The following is a 22252-nucleotide window of genomic DNA, read 5'->3' as shown; positions in this document are numbered from 1 at the left end:
CGAACTCTCTCGCGCTCACACGTCTTGGGCGACGTGGACGATCCGGGGGCTTCGCTCGTCGGGACGCACCGCACCGCGGGCGATCAACCGAACTGCCTCGGGCAGGAGCCGGTGCTCGACCGCGTGGATCCGCTCCTCGAGCTCCGACACGTCGCGAGAATACGGGACCGGCACCGCCTCTTGCAGGATGATCGGCCCGGTGTCGACACCCTCGTCGACGAAGTGCACGGTGACGCCGGTGACCTTCACCCCGTACTCGAGCGCCTGTTCGATCGCCCTCGTACCCGGAAAGGCCGGCAAAAGCGCCGGGTGGACGTTGACGATGCGCCAGCGGAAGCGGTCGACGAACTCGGCAGAGAGGATCTCCATGAAGCCGGCCAGCACCACCAGATCGACCGCGCGCTCGGCGAGCCAGTCCGCGAGCGCGCGGTCGCGAGCGGCACGGTCGGGATAGCTCGACGCCGAAAACACCGCCGTCTCGATGCCGGCGCGCCGCGCCCGCTCGAGCGCCTGGGCGTCGGCACGGTTGCTGGCGACGGCGACGATCTCAATCCCTTCACAGCGGTGAACGCGATCGATCAGCGCCTGGAGGTTGGTCCCCCGTCCCGACACGAGCACGCCGACGCGAAACGCCACACCGGCATCATGACCGCTCGCCTAGCGTCAGCGCCCGCAGCCGCCGACCGCCGCCAGTCAGCCGCGAACGACCGGAAGCTCTTCGAGCGCGTACTTGCCGACCTTGCGGCGCTCGGTGTCGGCGATCGGGTACTCGCCGCTGAAACAGGCGTCGCAATGGTGCGATCGCGCCTTGCCGATCGCCTCGTAGAGGCCCTCTAGCGACAGGTAGGCGAGCGAGTCGCAGCCGAGCTCGCGGGCGATCTCGTCAACGTCGCGGCCGTGGGCGATCATCTCCTCGCGCGTCGACATGTCGATCCCGTAGTGGCAGGGATGGCGGATCGGCGGCGACGAGATCCGCAGGTGGATCTCGCGCGCACCGGCGTCGCGCAGCATCGTGACGATCTGGCGCGTCGTGTTGCCGCGCACGATCGAGTCGTCGATCACCACCAGCCGCTTGCCCTCCACCACCTCGCGGAGCGGGTTGAACTTCATCCGCAAACCGTGGCGGCGCAGCTCCTGGCCCGGCTCGATGAACGTCCGTGCGACGTAGCGGTTCTTGATCAGCCCCTCGTCGCGGGGGATCCCCGACGCTGTCGCGAAACCCACCGCGGCGGCGTTGCCGGAATCGGGCACGGCGATCACGAGATCGGCCTCGACCGGCGCCTCGCGCCACAGGATCTCGCCCATCCGCCGTCGCGCGACCTGGGTGCGGACGCCTTCGAGAACCGAGTCGGGGCGCGCGAAGTAGATGTGCTCGAAAACACAGAAAGCGCGCCGCGGAGCGGTCGCTACGCGCTGCGACTCGAGCCCCCGCTCCGACAGCACGACCATCTCGCCCGGCTCGACCTCGCGTTCGAGCTCGGCGCCGATGATGTCGAAAGCGCAGCTTTCCGACGCCACGCACCAGCGCTCGCCGAGACGCCCGATAGCCAGCGGCCGCAAGCCGTACGGGTCGCGGAAAGCGACGACACGGTCGCCGGTAAGAACGACGGTCGAGAACGCGCCCTCGAGCCGCGGCACCACCTCGGCCACCGCCTCCGGCACGCTCGCCGCCGGGTGGCGGGCGATAAGGGCGGCGATGATCTCGGAGTCGGAGGTGCTCGTGAAGGTCGCGCCCGCGGCGCTCAGCTCGGCGTGGAGCTCGACAGCGTTGGTGAGGTTGCCGTTGTGGGCGAGCGCCAGGCGGTGGCGGTCGGCCCGCCACACCGGCTGGGCGTTCTCCCAGCGCGGCGAGCCGGTCGTCGAGTAGCGCACGTGCCCGATCGCCGCGTCGCCGGTGAGCGCCCGCAGCTTCTCGTCGGTGAAAACTTGCGAAACCAAGCCGAGGTCGCGGACGGTCGTGATCTCGCCGCCCTCGCACGCCGCGATGCCCGCCGACTCCTGCCCGCGGTGCTGGAGCGCGTAGAGGGCGAAGTAGGCGAGTCGGGCGACGTCACGGCCCGGTGCGTAGACCCCGAAGACGCCGCACTCGTCGCGGGGACCCTCGCGCTCGCGAACGTTGTCGTGAGAAGCCATCTGGCGGCGGCCGAAAGCTGGCGGGCCGACCCGGAGCTGGCCCGCGTTGTCGAGGTTACCAACGGCTCGCGGTGCCACCGGCGGCTGCCCGCTGCCGGCTAGGCGCGACCGAGCGCGTCGCGAAGCGGCTGCGCCCAGGCGCGCTCGAGCTCGCCGCGGGCGATCGCGAGCTCGCCGGCGGGCGTTACGACCCGCAACGTGGCCTCATCGCCGCCACCGGTCACGGTGCCAATCACTGTGCCGATCTCGCCGACGACGTGGCTGGGACCGGAGACGACGAACCAGCCTGGGGCCTCGCCGAAGAGCTCTTCGTCGTCGAGCGTCGGCAGCTCGACCTCGGCGCCCCGGCCGCCAGCGAGCACGCACTCGGCGAGAGCCACCAAGAGACCCCCTTCGGCGACATCGTGGGCGCTTGCCAGCGCGCCGCTGGCAGCGAGCTCGCGCACACGCTGGATCGTCGCGACAGCAGCGGCGGCGTCGAAATCGTCGAGCCCTTCCGGCAACTCGTGGCCGTAAAGACGCGTGAGCTCCGAGGCTCGCAGCGAGCGCCTGCTACCCGCCGGACCGACCAGCGCTATCGCGTCGCCGGGGTTCGCGAAGCCGAGGCGGGGGACTCGCGCAGCGTCCTCGACGAGGCCGACGAGCCCCACGATCGGAGTCGGCAGGATCGGCCCCTGTTCGCTCTCGTTGTAGAGCGAGACGTTGCCGCCGACGACGGGAATGCCGAGCGCGCGACAGGCGTCGGCCAGCCCTTGGACCGCGTGCTCTAGCTGCCACGCCGCATGCGGGCGCTCAGGGTTACCGAAGTTGAGGCAGTTCGTCAGACCGAGCGGCACCGCGCCGACGCAGGCGAGGTTGGCAGCGCACTCGAGCACGGCGTGGAACGCCCCGCGGTAGGGGTCGGCGGCGACGCGCCAGCCGTTGCCGTCGGTGGCGGCAGCGACAGCGCGGCGGGAGCCACTCGCAGGATCGACGAGCAGAACGGCGGCGTCGGCCTCGCCGGGGCGGCGGACGGTTCGCGCCCCGACCAGCCAGTCGTACTGCTCGAAGACAGCGAGCCGCGAGCAGACGTTGGGGCTAGCGAGCAGCGCCAGAAGTTTGGTGGCGGGATCCGCTTCCGGCGCGACGACCGCCGGCGGGGGATCGTAGAGCGTTCGCGGCGGGCGCTCGCCGCGAAGGTCGTAGGCGGGGCACTCGTCGACGAGCAGCGCTGCGGGTATCTCGCCCACCAACCGCCCGTCGTCGAAAACGCGCAACTTGCCGGTCGCAGTCACCTGGCCGATTGCGGTCGCTCGCACCTCGTGGTGTGCGCAGATTGCTTCGACCTCGGCCACGCGGTCGGGCTCGACGACGCACAACATGCGCTCCTGGGACTCGGAGATCATCACCTCGAACGGCTCCATGCCCGGTTCGCGGAGCGGCACGCGCGCAACGTCGATGTCGATCCCGACGCCGCCCTTGGCGGCCATCTCGGCGGCGCTCGACGAAAGACCAGCGGCCCCCAGATCCTGCAGCGCCACCAACAGCCCGCGCTCGGCCAGCTCGAGACAGCACTCGATCAGCTTCTTCTCCTCGAACGGGTCACCGATCTGCACGCTCGGCCGCTTGTCTGCCGCGGACTCGTCGAGGTCGGCGCTCGCCAGCACCGACGCGCCACCGATCCCGTCCCGCCCGGTGAGAGCGCCGAGCAGCAGCACGCGGTTGCCGGGACCGGCCGCTGCGCTGCGCAGAAGCTGTTCGCGCCGAGCGATGCCGACGCACATCGCGTTGACGAGGCAGTTCTGCTCGTAGGCGCGGTCGAAATAGATCTCGCCGCCCACGGTCGGCACCCCGACAGCGTTCCCGTAGTGCGCGATGCCGCGCACCACGCCGTCGAGCAGATAGCGCGTACGCGAGGAGGCGAGGTCGCCGAAGCGCAGCGAGTCGAGCACCGCGACTGGTCGCGCGCCCAGCGCCAGCACATCGCGGAGGATGCCGCCGACACCGGTAGCCGCCCCCTGGAAGGGCTCGACCGCGCTCGGGTGGTTGTGCGACTCGATCTTGAAGACGGCGACGAAACCGTCGCCGACGTCGACCGCGCCGGCGTTTTCGCCCGGCCCGAGCACAAGCCGCGAACCGCTGCGCGGAAGCCGCTTGAGCAGCTTGCGCGAGTGCTTGTAGCCGCAGTGCTCGGACCAAAGCAGCGAGAAGATCGCCAGTTCGAGCTCGTTCGGCAGCCGCCCGAGCTTGGCGCACACGAGCTCGAACTCGCTCGCCGTCATGCCGAGCTCGAGGGCGCGCTCGCGCAGCCGCTCCGTCGCCGCGACGTCCCCTGCCCGCGGTGTAGCCGTACCGCTCATGCAGCGACCGCGGCTCGCGCGACGCACTCGAACAGCACAGCACCGTCGGCCGAGCCGAGGAGCGCGTCGACGGCGTGTTCGGGGTGGGGCATGAGACCCACCACGTTGCCCCCGGCCGAGGCCACACCGGCGATGTTGCGCTCCGATCCGTTCGGGTTGTGTCCGGGGGCGTAGCGGAAGACGACACGACCGGTGCGCTCGAGCGTGTCGAGAACCTCGGGCGGCGCCCAGTAGCGCCCGCTCTGATGCTTGACGGGAATCCGCAACCGCCTGCCGGGCTCGGTGCAGCGGGTGAAAGGCGTGGCGTCCGACGCGACCTCGACCTCGACTTCGCGACAGACGAAGCGCAACCCGCTGTTCGGAAGCAGCGCACCGGGCAGGAGGCCGCTTTCGCACAGCACCTGGAACCCGTTGCAGATGCCGAGCACCGGGCCGCCGGCGGCGGCGAAGCTGCGCACCGCGCCCATCACCGGCGAGAGCCCGGCGAGCGCCCCGGCGCGCAGATAGTCGCCGTACGAGAAGCCGCCCGGGATCACGACGCAGTCGAAACCGGCGAGGTCGCTTTCGCGGTGGTCGACGAAGTGCGCCTCGCCGAAGCGCGAGCATGCCAGCAGCGCGTCGCGGTCGTCGCAGGAGCCGGGGAAGCGCACGACAGCGAAACGCACTAGGGCTCGACCTCGACGATCTCGAACTCCTCGATCAGCGTGTTGCAGAGCAGGCGCTCGCACAGCTCCTGCAAGCGTTCCGGTCGATCGGTTTCGAGCTCGACCAGGCGACCCACGCGCACGTCACGGACGCTGTCGAAGCCGAGCGCGGGGAGAGCCCGTTCGATCGCCTGTCCCTGCGGATCGAGCAAGCCCTGCTTGGGACGGATGAGAACGCGCGCTTTCACCGCGCCCCCGCCCGTTTCAACCACTGTTGGAAGGGCTCGCCGGTGATGCGCTCGTAAGCCTCGATGTAGCGCGCCCGTGTGCCGTTGACGACCTTGGTGGGCAGCGGCGGCGCCGGCGGTGTGCGGTCCCACCCGATCTCGGTCGCCCAGTCGCGGACGTACTGCTTGTCGAAGGACGGCTGCGGGCGACCGGGTTTGTAGGCGTCGGCCGGCCAGAAGCGCGAAGAGTCGGGCGTGAGCACCTCGTCGGCGAGCACGAGCGTGCCGTCACGACGGCGACCGAACTCGAACTTCGTGTCAGCGAGGATGATCCCGCGCTCGCGCGTGTAGCTCGCAGCGAAGCGGTAGAGGGCGACCGAGATGCGAGCGAGCTCATCGACCGTGTGGCGGTCGCCAACGATCTCGGCGGCGGTGGCAAGGTCGATGTTCTCGTCGTGCCCTTCGCTCGCTTTGGTGGCGGGCGTGAAGAGCGGCTGCGGCAGCTCCGCCGCCTCCTCCAGGTCGGGCGGCAGCTCGATGCCGCAGACGGCGCCGCTCTCGCGGTATTCGCGCCACGCCGATCCGGCCAGATAGCCGCGCACCACGCACTCGATCGGCACCATCTCGAGCCGCTCGACGAGCAGCGCACGGCCACGCACGTCGTCGGGGACGGCGGTGAACGAGATCAGATGGTTGGGGCAGATGTGGCGGGTGCGCTCGAACCAGAAAACCGAGAGGCCAGTGAGGACCGCGCCCTTGTCGGGAATCGGCGTCGGGTGCACGACGTCGAACGTCGATATGCGGTCGCTCGCCACCAACAACAGCCGGTCGGGGCCGGCTGCGTAGATGTCGCGCACCTTTCCGCGCGCGACCAGCTCGAGACCTTCGGTGCCAGCGACCATCGGCCGGCAGGGTACAGCCCGTCGCGCGCCGCCGTTCAGCGGTCGAACGCTTCCAGCCGCGCGAGGATCGCGTCGGCGTGGCGTACGAACGGCGCGGGATCGAAGACCGCGTCGAGATCGAGTTCCGGTGCCTCGGCGGCGAGCAGCTCGCGAAAGTGGCTTTCCCCGTCGAACGCTCGTTGCGCCGCGCGCTGGACGATGCGGTAGGCGTCGTCGCGCGTGCGCCCGGCTGCCACCAGCGCAAGCAAGGCACGTTGCGAGTAGAGCGCGCCGTTGGTGGCGTCGAGGTTGCGCCGCATGCGCTCGGGGTAGACGCGCATCCCCTCGACCACTCGCAGCGCCAAGTGTTGGGCGTAGTCGAGCAGTATCAGCGCGTCGGGGATAGCTACACGCTCCACCGACGAGTGCGAGATGTCGCGTTCGTGCCAGAGGGCGACGTTCTCGAGCGCCGCCTGCTGGTAGCCGCGCAGAAGGCGAGCGATGCCGCAGATGCGCTCGCTGACGATCGGGTTGCGTTTGTGCGGCATCGCCGACGAGCCCTTCTGCGCTCCGGCACGGAACGGTTCTTCGACCTCGCGCACCTCGGTGCGCTGCAGGTGACGCATCTCGGTCGCCAAGCGCTCGAGGCCGGCACCGGCGAGCGCAACCGCCTGCAAGAGCTCGGCGTGGCGGTCGCGGGGAACGACCTGGGTCGAGACGTCCTCGCGGCGCAGGCCGAGTTTGCGCATCACCCGCTCCTCGAGTTCGGGGCCGGTGGCGGCATAGGTGCCGACGGCGCCCGAGATCGCACCGGTCGCCGCCTGTTCGAAAGCGTGTTCGAGGCGCCGCAGGTTACGGTCGGCCTCGAACGCGAACCCGGCGAGCTTGATGCCGAAGGTCGTCGGCTCGGCGTGAACGCCGTGCGTGCGACCGACGCACAGCGTGTGCGCGTGCTCGCGCGCCCGCCGCGCCAGGGCGTCGCGCAGCGCCCGTGCGCCGCCGACGAGAAGCGGCGCGGCCTGCGAGATCTGGAGCGCGAGCGCGGTGTCGAGAACGTCCGACGAGGTCAGCCCGTAGTGGATCCAGCGCCCCGCCTCACCGACTGAGGCCGCCACCACGTCGACGAAGGCGGCGACGTCATGGTCGGTGACGCGTTCGCGCTCGCGGACGGCCTCGACGGTGAACGAGGCTCGCTCGCGGATCACCGCGGCGTCCTCGGCAGGAACGATTCCCATCTCCGCGAGCGCCTCGACGACGGCGAGCTCGACCTCGAGCCACGTCTCGTACTTGCGCTGCTCGGTCCAGATGGCGCCCATCTCGGGCCGGGTGTAACGGTCGATCACGGCAACCTCCAGCGCTAGGCGTGCAGGATCCGGGTCGCGAGCACCGCCGCGTTGATCGCCTGGTTGACACCGACCGCCGCCACCGGCATGCCCGGCGGCATCTGGGCGATCGCCGCGAGCCCGTCGAAACCACCGGCGATCGAGTGCGGCCCGCTGATCGGCACTCCGATCACGGGCAGATCGGTGTTGGCAGCGATCATCGCCGGCAGCGTCGCAGAGTAGGAGGAGCCGGCGATGATCACCCGCAGGCCGCGTTCGCGCGCGTTGCGCGCGTAGTCGCGCACCGCGTCGGGGTCGTGGTGTGCCGGTAGCACCTTCACCTCGAACGCGATGCCGCGCTCCTCGAGCTCCTGCGCCGCCTTCTCCATCACCGGCATCTCGCTGCGCGAGCTCATCACGATCGCCACTGCGGGCGGCTGTTCGTCGCTTCGCTCGGCGAGCGGGGCGGGCCGCGACGCCGGTGCGGTCTCGGGCTCGCCCACTGCGCTCGCCCCCTAGCTGCGCCCGGCGGCGATGTCGCGCCGCAACTGTTTGCCGTCGAACTCGACGAGATCGGCGGCGCGGTAGGCAGCCTCGCGCGCTGCCGCGAGATCCGGTCCCGTCCCGACGACGTTGATCACCCGTCCGCCAGCGGTCACGAACTGCCCGTCGCGTTCCGCAGTGCCGGCGTGGAAGACGAGCGCGCCAGTCCGTTCGGCCGCCTCGATGCCCGCGATCGGGTCGCCGCGCCGCGGCGCCTCGGGGTAGCCGGAGGCCGCCAGCACGACGCAAACCGCGGCGTCGTCGGCAAACTCGCAGCTCGCACCGTCGAGCCCGCCGGCGAAAGATGCCCGCCACAGAAGCTCGAGCAGGTCGCTACGCAGCCGCGGCAGGAGCGCCTGCGTCTCGGGGTCGCCGAAGCGGCAGTTGAACTCGAGCACGCGCGGACCGTCGGCGGTGAGCATCAACCCGCCGTAGAGAACGCCGTGGTACGGCGTCCCCCGCTCCCGCAAGGCGTCGACGATCGGCTGGTGGATCGTGGCGACGATCTCGGCGACGAGCTCGCTGTCGACCTCGCCAACCGGCGAATAGCTTCCCATACCGCCGGTGTTGGGACCCTCGTCGCCGTCGCGCAGTCGCTTGTAGTCGCGCGCCGGCGCCAGCGGCAGGGCGCGCTCGCCGTCGCACAGACACAGCAGCGAGAGCTCGTCGCCGACAAGGAACTCCTCGAGCAGCACGGCCGTCTCGCCGAAGCGGCGCTCGACGAAGTACGCGTCGATCGCGGCGCGCGCCTCGGTCTCGTCGGCCGCGACCACGACCCCTTTGCCGGCGGCGAGCACGTCGGCCTTGAAGACCGCGGGATAGTCGAGCTCCGCGAGTGCGGCGAGCGCCTGCTCGCGACTCTCGAGGACGCGGTAGGCGGCGGTCGCCACGCCGGCTTCGGCCATCAGCTGTTTGGCAGCGAGCTTCGAACCCTCGACGCGCGCCGCCTCCTGCGACGGTCCGAGACAGCGAACCCCGGCCGCGGCCAGGCGGTCGGCGATCCCGGCGACGAGCGGCGCTTCGGGGCCTACTACCACGAACTCGATGCCCGCGCGCTCGACGAGCGCGACGACGGCGTCGCCATCGAGGGGATCGACCGCAGCGCAGTGCACGCCGTCGCGGGCGATGCCGGGGTTGCCGGGCGCCGCCCAGAGCTCCGGCCGCGCCGGGCTTCGCTGGAGCGCGCGCACGATCGCGTGCTCGCGCCCGCCACCACCGAGCACGAGCACCTTGCGCGGAAGATCCCCGGAAACCGGCTCCACGGCCGCGATCAAATCAGATCGCTCGATCGGCGCGGCATCAGGGCGACGGTGGCCGCAGCGGCCGCCACGGAAGCGGCCGCCGCCACCAGCTCACAGCGAGGCGATGAAGTCGTCGACGGGAATCGCGGCGAGCGTCTCGTAGTGAGCGGTGCCGCGCGAACCGAGCTCGAGCGAGACACGGGCGATCGTCTTCTCGTCGGGCGCCTCGACGACGTTCACGAAGTCGAACCGACCGAGAACGGCCCACTGCGCCACGACCTTGGCCCCCAGCTGCTCGACCTCTTTGTTGACCTCCCGCAAGCGCTGGGGGTTGTTCTTGAGCGTCTGCACGCCCTCGGGGGTCAGGGTGCTCAGCATGATGAACGTCGGCATCAGCGTCCTCCTTCGATCGATTCGACTCGACGCGCCGAGTCTCGCGTTCGCTGCCACTGGCGTCCACTCCTTCCCGCGGGTTGGCAACAGCCCCATCAGCGGGTATCAGTCGGAGCGACGGTTCCGCACACACCGACACCGCTCAGAGCCCCTGGTAGCGAAGCGGTGATAGCGGACACTCTCGGCGCCGCTCTCGATCGCGACCCGCCAGTGGCCGTCCGCTTCTGGGACGGTTCGCTCTTGCCCGGCCGCGACAAGGGCAGCGACCTTCCGACCGTTGTCGTTCGCTCGCCGCGCGCGCTCGCGGCGCTCGTGCGCGAGCCGAGCCAGCTCGGGCTGGCGCGAGCGTGGGCGAGCGGGCTCGTCGACGTCGAGGGCGACCTCGAGGAGGCGCTACGGCGCGGCTTTCTCGCTTTTCGCGACGAGCCGTGGCGGCCGAGCTGGGCGCAGCGCTTGCGCCTCGCCGCGGCGGTGGCGCGCACTGTGGGCGTGGGCGCACTCCTTGCCGATCTCACGAGCGCCGGGCGGCACCCCCTCGAGGCACGCGTGCGCGGCCGGCGGCGCTCGCTACGTCGCGACCGTGCCGCGGTCCGGCACCACTACGACGTGTCGAACGACTTCTACCGCCTGATCCTCGGCCCGACGATGGTCTACTCGTGCGCCTACTTCGAACGCGACGACGAGCCGCTCGAATCCGCGCAGGAGCGCAAGCTCGACCTCGTCTGTCGCAAGCTCGCGCTGGCACCCGGCGAGCGCTTCCTGGACATCGGTTGCGGCTGGGGTTCGCTTGTCGTACACGCAGCCAGCCGGTACGGCGCGCGCGCCCTCGGGATCACCCTGTCGGAGCCCCAGGCAGAGCTCGCCCGCGAGAGCGCTCGAGAGGCCGGTGTCGCCGACCGCTGCGAGATCCTCGTCGCCGACTACCGCGAGCTCCGTCGCGGCGAATTCGACAAAGTGGCGAGCATCGGCATGTACGAGCACGTCGGTCGCGAACGGCTCGGCGAGTACGTGCGGCGAGTACGCGACCTGCTGCGTCCCGGCGGTCTGTTCCTCAACCACGGGATCGCCCGGCTGCGCCCGATCGATCCCGGGCCCGACACTTTCATCCGCCGCTACGTCTTCCCCGACGGCGATCTCCACCCGCTCGGGTACCTGGTTCGTGAGCTCGAGCAGGCCGATTTCGAGCTGGTCGACGTCGAGTCGCTGCGCGAGCACTATCCCCTCACCCTGCGACGCTGGCGCGCAAACTTAGAGCGCGAGTTCGCGACCGCCAGGACCCTCGTCGGCGAAGAGCGGGCGCGCATCTGGCGGCTGTATCTCGCGGCCTCGGCGGTCGGCTTCGAGTGCGGCGAGATCACGGTGTTCCAGACGCTCGCTGCGCGCCGCGGCGCCGATCACGGCTTGCCCCGCTTGCGCCGACGCTGGCTCGCGGGAGGCGTGCCGGTTTCGGTCTAGCTGGCTGCGACCGGCTCGGCGGCAGCGATGCGCTCGAAGCGCAAGGCGCCGTCGGCAGCATCGATGCGCACGCGGTCGCCCGGCTTGAACTCGCCCTTGAGCAAGCCGAGCGCGAGCTTGTCGACGACTTCGCGCTGGATCACGCGCTTGAGCGGTCGCGCCCCGAACGCCGGGTCGTAACCGAGCGTGGCGAGCAGCGTGCGCGCCTCGTCGCTGAGCTCGATCTCGAGCCCGCGCTCGCGCACCCGCTCGGCCACGCGCCGCATCTGCAGGTCGACGATCTGCTCGATGTGCTGGCGCTGCAGCGGGTGGAACTCGATCACCTCGTCGAGCCGGTTGACGAACTCCGGCTTGAAGTGCTGGCGCACCCCGGCCATGCCGCCCGGGATGTTCGAGGTCATGATCAGGATCGTGTTGCGGAAGTCGACGGTGCGGCCTTTGCCGTCGGTGAGCCGCCCGTCGTCCATCACCTGCAAGAGGACGTTGAAGACGTCGGGATGGGCTTTCTCGATCTCGTCGAGGAGCACGACCGAGTACGGCCGGCGCCGCACCGCCTCGGTGAGCTGACCGCCCTCCTCGTAGCCGACGTAGCCCGGGGGTGCACCGATCAGGCGCGCGACGGCGTGCTTCTCCATGTACTCCGACATGTCGATGCGCACCATCGCTTCTTCGGTGTCGAACATGAACTCGGCGAGTGCCCGCGCGAGCTCGGTCTTGCCGACACCTGTGGGCCCGAGGAAGAGGAAGACGCCGATCGGCCGGTTGGGATCGGCGAGGCCGGCTCGCGAGCGGCGGAGCGCGTTCGACACCGCCACGACGGCGTCGTCCTGGCCGATGACGCGCTCGTGCAAGCGCTCCTCCATGTGCACGAGCTTCTCGACCTCCGACTCCATCAGGCGCGAGACGGGAATCCCCGTCCAGCGCGAGACAACCTCGGCGACGTCCTCCTCGTCGACCTCTTCCTTGAGGAACTTGTGCTCGGACTGGAGCTCGCGCAGCTTCTGTTCAGCCTCTTGGACCCGGCGTTCGAGCTCCGGGATCTCGCCGTAGCGCAGCCGTGCCGCTGTTTCGAGGTCGCCTTCTCGCTGCGCCCGTTCGGCTTCGCGGTGCGCCTGCTCGAGCCGCTCCTTCGCAGCCCTGATCGCCTCGATCGCCTCTTTCTCGGCGCGCCAGTGCGCTTTCATCTCCTCGGCACGGGCGCGCAGCTCGGCGAGCTCGCTTTCGAGCGCCTCACGCCGCTTGACTGAAGCTTCGTCACGCTCCTTCTTGAGCGAGTGGAGCTCGATCTCGAGCTGCTGGATGCGGCGCTCGACCTCGTCGATCTCCTCGGGCATCGAGTCGATCTCGATGCGCAGGCGCGACGCTGCCTCGTCGATCAGGTCGATCGCTTTATCGGGCAGGAAGCGGTCAGCGATATAGCGGTGCGAGAGCGTCGCCGCGGCGACGAGCGCCGAGTCCTGGATGCGCACACCGTGGTGCACCTCGTAGCGCTCCTTGAGCCCGCGCAGGATCGCGATCGTCTCTTCGACGGTCGGCTCGTCCACGTACACGGGCTGGAAGCGCCGCTCGAGAGCAGCGTCCTTCTCGATGTACTTGCGGTACTCGTCGAGCGTGGTGGCGCCGACGCAGCGGAGCTGACCGCGCGCCAGCATCGGCTTGAGCATGTTGCCCGCGTCGACGGCACCCTCGGCCGCGCCGGCGCCGACGATCGTATGCAGCTCGTCGATGAAGAGGATGATCTGCCCCTCGGATTCGGCGATCTCTTGGAGCACAGCCTTCATGCGCTCCTCGAACTCGCCGCGGTACTTGGAGCCGGCAAGCATCGCGCCGAGGTCGAGAGCGATGACGCGACGGTTGCGCAGCGTCTCGGGTACGTCGCCGGAGACGATGCGCTGCGCCAAACCCTCGACGATGGCTGTCTTGCCGACGCCCGGCTCGCCGATCAAGACGGGGTTGTTCTTGGTGCGCCGCGACAGTACCTGGATGACGCGGCGGATCTCCTCGTCGCGACCGATGACCGGGTCGAGCTTGCCCTCGGCAGCCTCGGCGGTGAGATCGCGGCCGAACTTCTCGAGCGCCTGATACTTGTCCTCGGGGTTCTGGTCGGTGACGCGGTGCGGACCGCGGATGCGGTTGATCGCTTCGAGCAGAGGCTCGCGCGCCGCACCGCAGTCGACCTGGGGTTCGCTCGCCAGCGCCAGCAGCAGGTGCTCGGTCGAGACGTACTCGTCGCCCATGCCGCGACGCTCCTCGTCGGCGCGTTCGAGCACGCGCGCGAGATCGCGGCTTACGGTCGGCTGGGAGGCGTCGCCCGACACGGTTGGCAAGCGATCGAGCGCTTCACCGGCACGCCGACGCACACCCACGGGATCGGCTCCCGCTGCTCGCAGCGCCGGCGCGACGATCGTGCCCTCCTGCTCGAGCAGTGCCACGAGCAGGTGGTGGGGAACGATCTCGGGATTGCGCCGCGCCTGCGCCAGACGCTGAGCCGCCTGGAGAGCCTCTTGCGATTTGATTGTGAAGCGCTCGATATTCATCGTTCCTACCTAGAAAATCTAAGTCTCTTCGTTATAGATGTCAACAGTATAGGTACGGTCAACCCGTACTGTCACGGGGCTTTCCCGAACGGGCACGATGTCCAAGACCGGCTGTCGGTAGGGCACGATCGCCACGCTCGTCGCGCGCCGGACGCGCTCGAGCTCGGCGCGTAGTTCCGCCTCGACCGCCGCCGCCTTGCGCTCGAGCGCGCGGAGGCGCGCTTGTAGGCGCTCGATCTCCGCCTCTAGTTCGAACACCTTCTCGACGCCGGCGAGGTTCATGCCGAGCTCGGTTGTCAGCTGTTGGATGCGGCGCAAGCGCTCGACGTCCTCGTCGCTGTAGAGGCGCGTGCCCTTGGGGGAGCGCTGCGGTCTGATCAACCCGCGCGCCTCGTAGATGCGCAAGGTCTGCGGGTGCATCCCGGCGAGCTCGGCAGCGACCGAGATCATGTAAACGCCGCGCTTGCGGCGTGCAGCGCCGTCGCGGCGCGCCGACGCGCCACCGCGCCCTACTGCCTCGCCCGTCGAGGGCGCCTTGTGTCGCGGCTGCGTGTTGCGCCGGCGGCTCATGCGCTACCTCCACTCGGGCGCCGACCGCTGGCGCTACGCGCCCGCGCCAAGAGCTCGGCGCGCGGGTTGCCGTCGAGCACCTCCGCCAAGCGATCGACAGCCGCCTGCTGGTCGCGCGTCAGCTCGCGCGGCACGTCGATCACGAGGCGGTAGCGGATGTCGCCGCGTCCGCCGCCGCTCGGGCGCGGCGGACCCTCGCCGCGGAGACGCACGACGGTCCCGTGGCGCGTGCCCGGAGCGACCCGAATCCGCTTCGTCCCGTTAAGAGTGGGCACCTCGATCGTGGCGCCGCGCAGTGCCTCGACGACCGTGATCGGCACGTCCACTTCGAGGTCGTCGCCACGACGGCGGAAAATCGGCGAGGGATCGACGCGGGTGATCACGTACAAATCGCCCGGGGGGCCGCCGCCTTGTCCCGCCTCGCCCTTGCCGGCAAGGCGCACGCGCGAGCCGTCACGCACCCCCGGCGGGATGTTCACGCGCAGCTTGCGTACCCGCCGCACGCGCCCGGAACCGCGGCACGTCGGACACGGGTCGGTGACCCGCGTGCCGCTACCGCCGCACGCCCGACAGGGCTGCGAGATCGCGAAGAGGCCTTGCGATTCCGACTCGATCCCGCGCCCGCGGCAGCGCGGACAGATCTCGGGCTGCGTACCAGGGCGCGCACCGGTGCCCCCGCAGGTGGCGCACACTTCCTCCACCGGCACGGCGATCGGCACCTGAGCGCCCTCGAGCGACTGTTCGAACGACAGCCGGACCTCGGTTTCGAGGTCGCGTCCCCGGCGCGCACGCCCACCGGCCGTGCGCGCACCGCCACCGAACAGATCGGAGAGGATGTCGCCGAAACTTCCGAAGCCGCCGCGGAACGTGCTCGCGAAACCTTCGCGGAAAGCGCCCGGGTCGAAGCCGCCGAACATCCCGCCGCCCTCGTCGTAAGCGCGGCGCTTCTCGGGGTCGGAGAGAATCGAATAGGCCTCCTGCACCTCCTTGAAGCGCTCCTCGGCCTCCTTGTCGCCGGGGTTGCGATCGGGGTGGTAGCGACGGGCCAGGCGCCTGTACGCCTTCTTGATCTCCTCTTGCGAGGCCTTGCGGTCGACCCCGAGAACCTTGTACGGGTCCTTCACCGCTGGCATCCCTGCCTCCCTAGCCGCTAACCACCACCCGCGCCGGACGGACGATCCGTTCGCCCAGGCGATACCCCCTTTCGACCACCTCGACGACCGTCCCCGGCTCGACGCCCTCGACCTCGCGGGTCGAGAGGGCGTCGTGCACGGTGGGGTCGAACGGCTCGCCGCTCGGGTCGAAGGACTCGACACCGTGCTGCTCGAGCGTGTTGAGCAGGCCCCGCAGGATCATCCGTACCCCGTCGGCCAGGGGATCGCCTTCGGGGGCGACCTGCAACGCTCGCTCGAGGTTGTCGACCTGCGGCAGCAGGTCGCGGATCAGGTCGATCTTGGCACGAACCCCGGCGTCGGCTTCGGCGCGCGCGACACGGCGGCGGAAGTTCTCGAACTCCGCCTGCTTGCGGCGCGCCAGATCGAGGTACTCGTCGCGTTCGCGACGCAGCTGCTCGAGTTCCTGTCGAGCGATCGTTGCGGTTTCGCCCTCCTCGCGAGCAGCGGCGTCCTCGCGAGCAGCGGCGTCCTGTTCCTCGCCCCCGCCGGCGGCACGTGCCGACTCGGCGGCGGTGACTGCGTGCCCATCGGCGTCAGCGCTGACGGTCGCACTCGCGGTCTCGCCGTCACGCTCCGCCGCCGCCGACGACGCTGCCCTCCCGTCGGCGCCGGCGGGCGGAGGCTGCACGTCGGCCGCCGCTTCGACAGCGGCCTCGCGCGCAGCCTCCTCGCTGTCGCTATCGCGGTGCACGCGCACCATTGCGGGCACCTCCGCTACTTCTCGTCGCCGTCGACCACCTCGGCGTCGACGACCTCTTCGTCGCCCGCCGAGGCATCGCCCGAGCCGCCATCGCGACTGGCGCCGGCCTGCTGCGCGGCACGCGCGTAAACCTGCTCGGACACCTGGTGCCACGCGGCTTGCAGCTCCTCGGTCAAACGCCGGAGCTGGGCAGCGTCCTCGCTTTGCAGGTTGTCGCGGATCTCCTTGATCTTGGCCTCGATCCGCTGGCGCGCGTCGGCGTCGATCGAATCGCCGATCTCTTTCAGCTGGCGCTCGGCCTGGTAGGCGGCGTTCTCGGCGTTGTTGCGCGCCTCGGCGAGCTCGCGCTGACGGCGGTCCTCCTCGGCGTGCGCCTCGGCATCGCGGACCATCCGCTCGATCTCCTCCTCGGTGAGACCGGAGCCAGCCTTGATCTCGATCTTCTGCTCCTTGCCGGTGCCGAGATCCTTGGCCGAGACGTGGAGGATGCCGTCGGCGTCGATGTCGAACGTCACCTCGATCTGCGGCACGCCACGCGGCGCCGGCGGAATGCCGGTGAGCTGGAAGCGACCGAGCGACTTGTTGTAGCGCGCCATCTCGCGCTCGCCCTGGAGGACGTGGATCTCGACCGACGTCTGGTTGTCCTCGGCGGTCGAGAAGATCTCCGACTTGCGCGTCGGGATCGTCGTGTTGCGCTCGATCAACTTCGTGAACACACCGCCCTTCGTCTCGATGCCGAGCGACAGCGGCGTGACGTCGAGCAGCAGGACGTCCTTGACTTCACCGGCCAGCACACCGGCCTGGATCGCCGCACCGACGGCAACCACCTCGTCGGGGTTGACGCCGCGGTGCGGCTCCTTGCCGGTGAGCTCGCGAACCTTCTCCTGGACAGCTGGCATGCGCGTCATACCGCCGACGAGCACGACATGGTCGATGTCGTCGGCGGTCACGCCTGCGTCGCGCATCGCCTGCTTCGTCGGCCCGACCACGCGGTCGAGGAGATCGGCGGTGAGCTCGTTGAGCTTCGCCCGCGTCAGCCGCATGTCGAGGTGCTTGGGCCCCGACTGGTCGGCGGTGATGAAGGGCAGCGAGATCTGCGTCTCTTGCGCCGACGACAGCTCGACCTTGGCCTTCTCAGCGGCTTCGTACAGCCGCTGCAAGGCCATGCGGTCCTGGGAGAGGTCGATACCGTGGTCCTTCTTGAACTCGGCGACCAGCCAGTCGACGATCGCCTTGTCGAAGTTGTCACCGCCGAGGTGGTTGTCACCGGCGGTCGCCTTGACCTCGAAGACGCCGTCGCCGATCTCGAGGATCGACACGTCAAACGTGCCGCCGCCAAGGTCGAAAACGAGGATCGTCTGGTCCTTCTCCTTGTCAAGCCCGTAGGCGAGAGCGGCGGCCGTCGGCTCGTTGATGATGCGCTTGACCTCGAGCCCGGCGATGCGCCCGGCGTCCTTTGTCGCCTGTCGCTGGGCGTCGTTGAAGTAGGCCGGGACGGTGATGACCGCGGCGTCGACCGTCTCACCGAGGTACGCCTCGGCGTCGGCCTTCAGCTTTTGCAGGATCATCGCCGAGATCTCGGGCGGCGCGAACTCCTTGTCGGCCGCGGGGACGCGGACGCGGACGTCACCGTTAGGCCCCGGGACCACCTCGTAGGGGACGATCTTCTCTTCCTCGACGACCTCTGCGTGCTTGCGCCCCATGAAACGCTTGATCGAGAAGATCGTGTTCTGGGGATTAGTCACCGCCTGGCGCTTGGCGGGTGCGCCGACCAAGCGCTCGCCCGATTCGGTGAAAGCGACAACCGACGGTGTCACGCGCGCACCCTCGGCGTTGGGGATCACCGTCGGTTCGCCGCCCTCCATGACTGCCATGCACGAGTTGGTGGTTCCGAGATCGATGCCGATCGTCTTGCCCATCGCAAGCCTCCCTACGTCGACGACTGAAAAAATCTAAGCGCCTTTATAGCAGATCTGTGCGTTTCCGCCTCGCCTTTCGGTGGGCTTCGGTGGCGTTCGCCGCCGAGCGGCAGGTGGCTGCCGCCGCCGTGGCCGGCTGGCAGGCGGCTTAGCGGCCGGTCGGACAGAGCGAGCGCAACGGGCAGCTACCGCACTTCGGGTTGCGCGCGGCGCACAGGCGCCGTCCGTGACGGATCAGAAGCACGTGGAACTCGTAAGGATCGAAATCATTCGCGTAGCGCAGCGCGATGTCGTGCGCGGCCTCTAGCGGCACCCCAGCTGGGAGCAGCCCCAGCCGCGTCGCGACACGGTGAACGTGCGTGTCGACGGGCACCTCGGGGCGCCCGAACGAGAACAGCAGGACGCACGCCGCGGTTTTGCGACCGACGCCGGGCAACGAGCAAAGGAACGCCCGCGCCTGTGCGACCGGGGCATCGGCGAGCCAGGCGAGATCGTCGTCGCCGATCGCGTCGAGGATCGCACGGATCCGCCGCGCCTTTGTCGGCGCGAGCCCGCCGGGGCGAATCGCGGCCTCGATCGCCTCCACCGGCGCCGCACGCACGTCGCTCCAGGCGGGAAACGCCTCGCGTAGGCGCACGTAAGCGACATCGCGGTTGCGGTCACTCGTGTTCTGCGAGAGCACGGTCAAGACGAGCTCGTCGAGCGGCCGGCCGTGCGGTCGCAGGCGGGGAGCGCCGTAAAAGCAGCGCAGGCGCGCAACGATCTCCGCGACCCGTCGTCGCGGCGGTCGTCGCCAGCGCGTCGAGCTCGTAGACGCTCTAGTCATCACGGACACGGTCGCACACCGGTCGCCGATCCGGCGTGCACTAGCCTGCCGTCGTTGCCGGCCGAGACAGGCATCGAAGCTCCTAGTCATCCGCGCCCGGAGGTCGGAGCCGAGAGCGCGCGCCGACCCCTCGGCAAGCGCTCGCTCTTTGTCGGCGGCGCGGTGCTTGTGCGCGCGGCGGCAGGGAGGCTTGCCGGCGGCGACCGCTGGTCACTGGTCGCTCTCTCGGCTTGCGCGGCGCAAGGGATCGCCGCGCTCATCTGGAAGCCCCGCGTCGTCGACCTCGCAGCGCACGAGTTCCGCGCCTGGCTGTTCGGAAGCGAGGGGTTCGCGATCTGGAACGGTCAGTGGTACGGCGGCCACCACGCCCCGGCGTACAGCATCCTCTCGCCGCTGCTCGGGTGGGCGCTCGGCGTGCGCACCGCACTGGCGTTGGCAGCGCTCGCGAGCGCTGCCCTGCTCGCGGCGTTGCTGCGCCTGCGCTACCCGCCGTCGGTGTCGCGTCTCGGTGTCCTCTGGGCGGGAGTCGGTTGCGGGACTTTGATCTGGACGGGACGTCTGCCGTTCGCGATCGGCACCGCCCTGGCGCTCGCTTCGCTCTACGCGTTCGCCCGCCGACGCCCCTGGCTGGCGCTAGCGCTGGGCGTGCTCGCGCCGCTCGGAAGCCCGGTCGCCGGGCTGTTTTTGACGATGGCGGCGTGCGCGATCGCGATCGCGCACCGCAACGAGCGAAAGACGCGCGAATGGGCGCTCGCGCTCGCTGCCGCCTCCTTCCTACCGCCGGTGTTCCTGTACTTCGCCTTCCCGGAAGGCGGCTGGGCACCTTTCCCGACCACCGCCTATTTGCCGATCCCGTTGTTCGCGCTCGCGTGCCTCGCGGTTCTGCCCCGGCGCGACGCGAGTTTGCGCTGGGGAGCGGTACTGTACGCGCTCGGCTCGACGCTCGCTCTCTTTATCGAGACGCCGATGGGCGGCAACGCCGTACGTTTGGGCGCGCTTGTTGGGGGACCGCTGCTTGCATGCGCCGCCGCCGAACGCGGCCTTCTGCGCTTGCGGCCGCTCGCTGTGCCGGCGGCCGCCGGTCTCGCGCTACTCGCTGTTTGGCAGTGGTCGCCGGCGGTTCGGGACGTACGCAAGTACCTCGAAGACCCCGCGGCACGGAGCGACTACTTCGAGCCGCTACGCCAGTACCTCGCGACGCTGCCGGATCAGCGACGGATCGAGATCCCCTTCACTCGCAGCCACTGGGAGAGCGCGGAAATTGCCCCGCTCGTGCCCCTAGCGCGAGGCTGGCTGCGCCAACTCGACACCGGCCGCAACCCGATCTTCTACCGCGGACCGCTCAACGAGCTCACCTACGCGAGCTGGCTCTCCGAGAACGCCGTGCGCTACGTGGCGCTGCCCTCCGCCAAACCCGACCGCTCCTCCTACGGCGAGCGGGCGCTGATCGAGCGCGGGTTGCCCTACCTGAAGCTTCGCTGGCGCTCGCGCGACTGGCGGGTCTACGAGGTGATGCTGCCGGCGCCTTTTGTGATCCCCCGCGGACAAGCCGCTGCCAGCCTCGAGCGGCTCGAAACCGACCAGGTGCTTTTGCGCGTGGTGCGGCCGGGCGACTTTCTCGTGCGTGTGCGCTGGACGCCGTACTGGTACCTGCCCGGCGGCTGCGTCTATCCGGACGAGGGTTGGACCGGGGTGCGGGTGCGCCGTCCCGGCTTCGCGCGACTGGTCATCAGGTTCGCGCCCGAGCGCCTGTTCGCCCGTGGTCGCCGCTGCGACGACGGCTGAGTGCGACGTTTAAGCTGCCGACGTGCGCCGCGACCCCTACCCACTGCCCGCTTCCGTCGACCGTGCTGCCGGCGCGCCCCGTGATTCGACGGCGCGTCCCGCTGCCAGCGCGGTGCTCGCCGACTTACGCCGGATCTGGCGCGCGAGCGGCAGCTGGCTGCCGCACGGGTGGGGCGACGCGCTCGTGCAGCTCGCCCTCTTCGCCGGTGCCTATTACGCCTACCGCCTTGTCCGCGGCCACATCGACGGCGAGGTGGCGCGAGCCTTCGCCAACGCCCGTGCGATCGTCGACCTCGAACGCTCGCTGGGCCTCTTCTTCGAACCGTCTCTACAGGCTTGGGCGAGCGCCCACCGTTGGCTCGTCGAGGCTGCGAGCGCGATGTACGTGAATTCGCACTTCGTCGTCACCACGACGTTCCTGATCTGGCTCTACATCGCCCGCAACGAAGCCTTCTACTTCGTGCGCAACACCTTCATGCTCGCAATGGGCTTCGCGCTGCTCGGCTACGCGCTGTTCCCGACGGCGCCACCCCGCTTCCTACCCGAGTGGGGCTTCACCGACACCGTCGCGTCGTTTTTCGGCGAGAACGCCCAGAAGAGCGCGAGCGCGCTCTACAACCCCTTTGCGGCGATGCCGTCGATGCACGTCGCCTTCGCCTTGATGATCAGCGTCCCGGCAGTGGCGCTCGTCCGCAACCGGGCTCTGCGCCTAGCGTGGGCGGTGTATCCGCTGGTCGTAACGTTCGTCGTCATCGTCACCGCCAACCACTTCTGGCTCGACGCCGCGGTGGGTGCGGCGGTCGCCGCGACTTCCGCCCTAATCGCGCGCTCGGCGCTTTCGCGTGCGCGTCCGACCGTCTGGGCATGGCCGCCAGCGAACGCCAGGACGACAGCTTGAGCGGGCGCGCTGGCGCGCCACCCCGGCGCGCAGTTAGGAGCGACGACGACACGGCGCTCGCGGCGATGCGCGCCCGCGCGCGCGAGCGCCTGATCGAGTCGCGGCTCACGCCCAACGCGATCTCGCTCACCGGCTTCGCCCTCAATCTCCTCGCCGCTGGGCTCGTGCTCGCCGACCTCTTTGTCGCCGCGGCGATCGCCTTCGCGGTGGGCTCGCTGATGGACATGCTCGACGGTCGCTACTCGCGGATGTCGGGCAAGGGCACAGCGTTCGGCGCCTTCCTTGACTCGACGCTCGATCGCGTCGAGGAGGGAGTCGTCCTCGCCGCCGTCGCGGCCTACTTCGCCCGCCACGGTCAGGACGCTGCTGCCGGCGCCACCGTGCTCGCGGTGGTGGGGTCGTACATGGTCTCGTACACGCGCGCCCGCGCCGAGGCGCTGGGGGCGGAGTGCAAGGTCGGCATCGCGACGCGACCGGTTCGCGTCGTCATCCTCACGGCGGGTCTGATGTTCGCCGACGGCGCCGGTGTGGTTGACTTGAAGCTACTGGAGCCGGCTGTCTACCTTCTTGCCGGTATCACCGTCGTGACTACCCTCCAGCGCGTACACCACGTGCGGAGGCAACTCGCCTGACGGCCCGCGCGCCGGAAGTGGGAGTTGTGCCG

At 69.9% G+C, this 22252-nt stretch carries 20 protein-coding genes; 4 read left to right on the top strand and 16 right to left on the bottom strand.

Going from position 1 to position 22252, the window contains the following annotated elements; genetic code table 11:
* Nucleotides 1–15: 15 nt before the first annotated feature.
* The 10 genes from purN to JDY09_RS00525 all read right to left on the bottom strand — a co-directional run bounded on the left by purN (nucleotide 16) and on the right by JDY09_RS00525 (nucleotide 9723).
* The gene (gene purN, locus JDY09_RS00570; protein ID WP_274716876.1) at nucleotides 16–636 is read right to left on the bottom strand and encodes a phosphoribosylglycinamide formyltransferase; all 621 of its coding nucleotides are present in this window, start codon (nucleotides 634–636) and stop codon (nucleotides 16–18) included.
* Nucleotides 637–693: 57 nt separating this feature from the next.
* Nucleotides 694–2133 (bottom strand): amidophosphoribosyltransferase, encoded by a 1440-nt coding sequence (gene purF, locus JDY09_RS00565; protein WP_274716875.1) that lies wholly within the window; start codon nucleotides 2131–2133, stop codon nucleotides 694–696.
* Nucleotides 2134–2231: 98 nt separating this feature from the next.
* A complete protein-coding gene (purL, locus tag JDY09_RS00560) occupies nucleotides 2232–4472 on the bottom strand; it encodes a phosphoribosylformylglycinamidine synthase subunit PurL (protein WP_274716874.1) in 2241 nt (746 codons plus the stop codon).
* Nucleotides 4469–5137, bottom strand: coding sequence for a phosphoribosylformylglycinamidine synthase subunit PurQ (purQ, locus tag JDY09_RS00555; protein WP_274716873.1), 669 nt, complete (start codon nucleotides 5135–5137; stop codon nucleotides 4469–4471). The genes purL and purQ overlap by 4 nt, the downstream gene beginning before the upstream one ends.
* Nucleotides 5137–5364 carry a phosphoribosylformylglycinamidine synthase subunit PurS gene (gene purS, locus JDY09_RS00550; RefSeq protein WP_274716872.1) on the bottom strand — a complete coding sequence of 76 codons (228 nt, stop codon included), beginning with the start codon at nucleotides 5362–5364 and terminating at the stop codon, nucleotides 5137–5139. Before purS ends, purQ begins: the two co-directional genes overlap by 1 nt.
* The gene (locus JDY09_RS00545) at nucleotides 5361–6245 is read right to left on the bottom strand and encodes a phosphoribosylaminoimidazolesuccinocarboxamide synthase (RefSeq protein WP_274716871.1); all 885 of its coding nucleotides are present in this window, start codon (nucleotides 6243–6245) and stop codon (nucleotides 5361–5363) included. The genes purS and JDY09_RS00545 overlap by 4 nt, the downstream gene beginning before the upstream one ends.
* Before the next feature lie 35 nt (nucleotides 6246–6280).
* Nucleotides 6281–7567 carry an adenylosuccinate lyase gene (purB, locus tag JDY09_RS00540; protein WP_274716870.1) on the bottom strand — a complete coding sequence of 429 codons (1287 nt, stop codon included), beginning with the start codon at nucleotides 7565–7567 and terminating at the stop codon, nucleotides 6281–6283.
* 14 nt (nucleotides 7568–7581) lie between these two features.
* Nucleotides 7582–8049: a 5-(carboxyamino)imidazole ribonucleotide mutase gene (locus JDY09_RS00535; RefSeq protein WP_274716869.1), complete on the bottom strand. Its 468-nt coding sequence runs from the start codon at nucleotides 8047–8049 to the stop codon at nucleotides 7582–7584.
* Nucleotides 8050–8061: 12 nt separating this feature from the next.
* Nucleotides 8062–9351 (bottom strand): phosphoribosylamine--glycine ligase, encoded by a 1290-nt coding sequence (gene purD, locus JDY09_RS00530; RefSeq protein WP_274716868.1) that lies wholly within the window; start codon nucleotides 9349–9351, stop codon nucleotides 8062–8064.
* A 90-nt stretch (nucleotides 9352–9441) separates the two neighbouring features.
* On the bottom strand, nucleotides 9442–9723 hold the full coding sequence (locus JDY09_RS00525; protein WP_274716867.1) for a GYD domain-containing protein: 282 nt from the start codon (nucleotides 9721–9723) through the stop codon (nucleotides 9442–9444).
* Nucleotides 9724–9888: 165 nt separating this feature from the next.
* Here JDY09_RS00525 and JDY09_RS00520 point away from each other — a divergent pair, with 165 nt between their 5' ends.
* Nucleotides 9889–11178 (top strand): SAM-dependent methyltransferase, encoded by a 1290-nt coding sequence (locus JDY09_RS00520; RefSeq protein WP_274716866.1) that lies wholly within the window; start codon nucleotides 9889–9891, stop codon nucleotides 11176–11178.
* Here JDY09_RS00520 and clpB read toward each other — a convergent pair.
* From clpB to JDY09_RS00490, 6 genes are all read right to left on the bottom strand, one after another.
* A complete protein-coding gene (gene clpB / locus JDY09_RS00515; protein ID WP_274716865.1) occupies nucleotides 11175–13715 on the bottom strand; it encodes an ATP-dependent chaperone ClpB in 2541 nt (846 codons plus the stop codon). The genes JDY09_RS00520 and clpB overlap by 4 nt on opposite strands.
* Nucleotides 13716–13733: 18 nt before the next feature.
* Nucleotides 13734–14285, bottom strand: a complete 552-nt coding sequence (locus JDY09_RS00510) for a heat shock protein transcriptional repressor HspR (RefSeq protein ID WP_274716864.1) — start codon at nucleotides 14283–14285, stop codon at nucleotides 13734–13736.
* Entirely contained in the window at nucleotides 14282–15418 is a 1137-nt protein-coding gene (gene dnaJ / locus JDY09_RS00505) for a molecular chaperone DnaJ (RefSeq protein WP_274716863.1), read from the bottom strand. The genes JDY09_RS00510 and dnaJ overlap by 4 nt, the downstream gene beginning before the upstream one ends.
* A gap of 10 nt (nucleotides 15419–15428) precedes the next feature.
* Nucleotides 15429–16160, bottom strand: a complete 732-nt coding sequence (locus JDY09_RS00500) for a nucleotide exchange factor GrpE (RefSeq protein WP_274717977.1) — start codon at nucleotides 16158–16160, stop codon at nucleotides 15429–15431.
* Between the two features lie 14 nt (nucleotides 16161–16174).
* Entirely contained in the window at nucleotides 16175–18079 is a 1905-nt protein-coding gene (gene dnaK / locus JDY09_RS00495) for a molecular chaperone DnaK (RefSeq protein WP_274716862.1), read from the bottom strand.
* A 148-nt stretch (nucleotides 18080–18227) separates the two neighbouring features.
* The gene (locus JDY09_RS00490; RefSeq protein ID WP_274716861.1) at nucleotides 18228–18905 is read right to left on the bottom strand and encodes an endonuclease III domain-containing protein; all 678 of its coding nucleotides are present in this window, start codon (nucleotides 18903–18905) and stop codon (nucleotides 18228–18230) included.
* Between the two features lie 54 nt (nucleotides 18906–18959).
* Between JDY09_RS00490 and JDY09_RS00485 the strand changes: the two genes are divergently transcribed.
* The 3 genes from JDY09_RS00485 to JDY09_RS00475 are packed head-to-tail and all read left to right on the top strand — an operon-like array spanning nucleotide 18960 to nucleotide 22220.
* Nucleotides 18960–20690 carry a hypothetical protein gene (locus JDY09_RS00485; protein WP_274716860.1) on the top strand — a complete coding sequence of 577 codons (1731 nt, stop codon included), beginning with the start codon at nucleotides 18960–18962 and terminating at the stop codon, nucleotides 20688–20690.
* 22 nt (nucleotides 20691–20712) lie between these two features.
* Nucleotides 20713–21588, top strand: a complete 876-nt coding sequence (locus JDY09_RS00480; protein WP_274716859.1) for a phosphatase PAP2 family protein — start codon at nucleotides 20713–20715, stop codon at nucleotides 21586–21588.
* Entirely contained in the window at nucleotides 21555–22220 is a 666-nt protein-coding gene (locus JDY09_RS00475) for a CDP-alcohol phosphatidyltransferase family protein (protein ID WP_274716858.1), read from the top strand. Before JDY09_RS00480 ends, JDY09_RS00475 begins: the two co-directional genes overlap by 34 nt.
* Nucleotides 22221–22252 lie beyond the last annotated feature (32 nt).

It is taken from the genome of Thermoleophilum album (assembly GCF_028867705.1).
Classification (GTDB): Bacteria; Actinomycetota; Thermoleophilia; order Solirubrobacterales; family Thermoleophilaceae; genus Thermoleophilum.
Note: the sequence above shows the minus strand (reverse complement) of the source record. Positions and strands in the feature narration are given on the sequence as shown.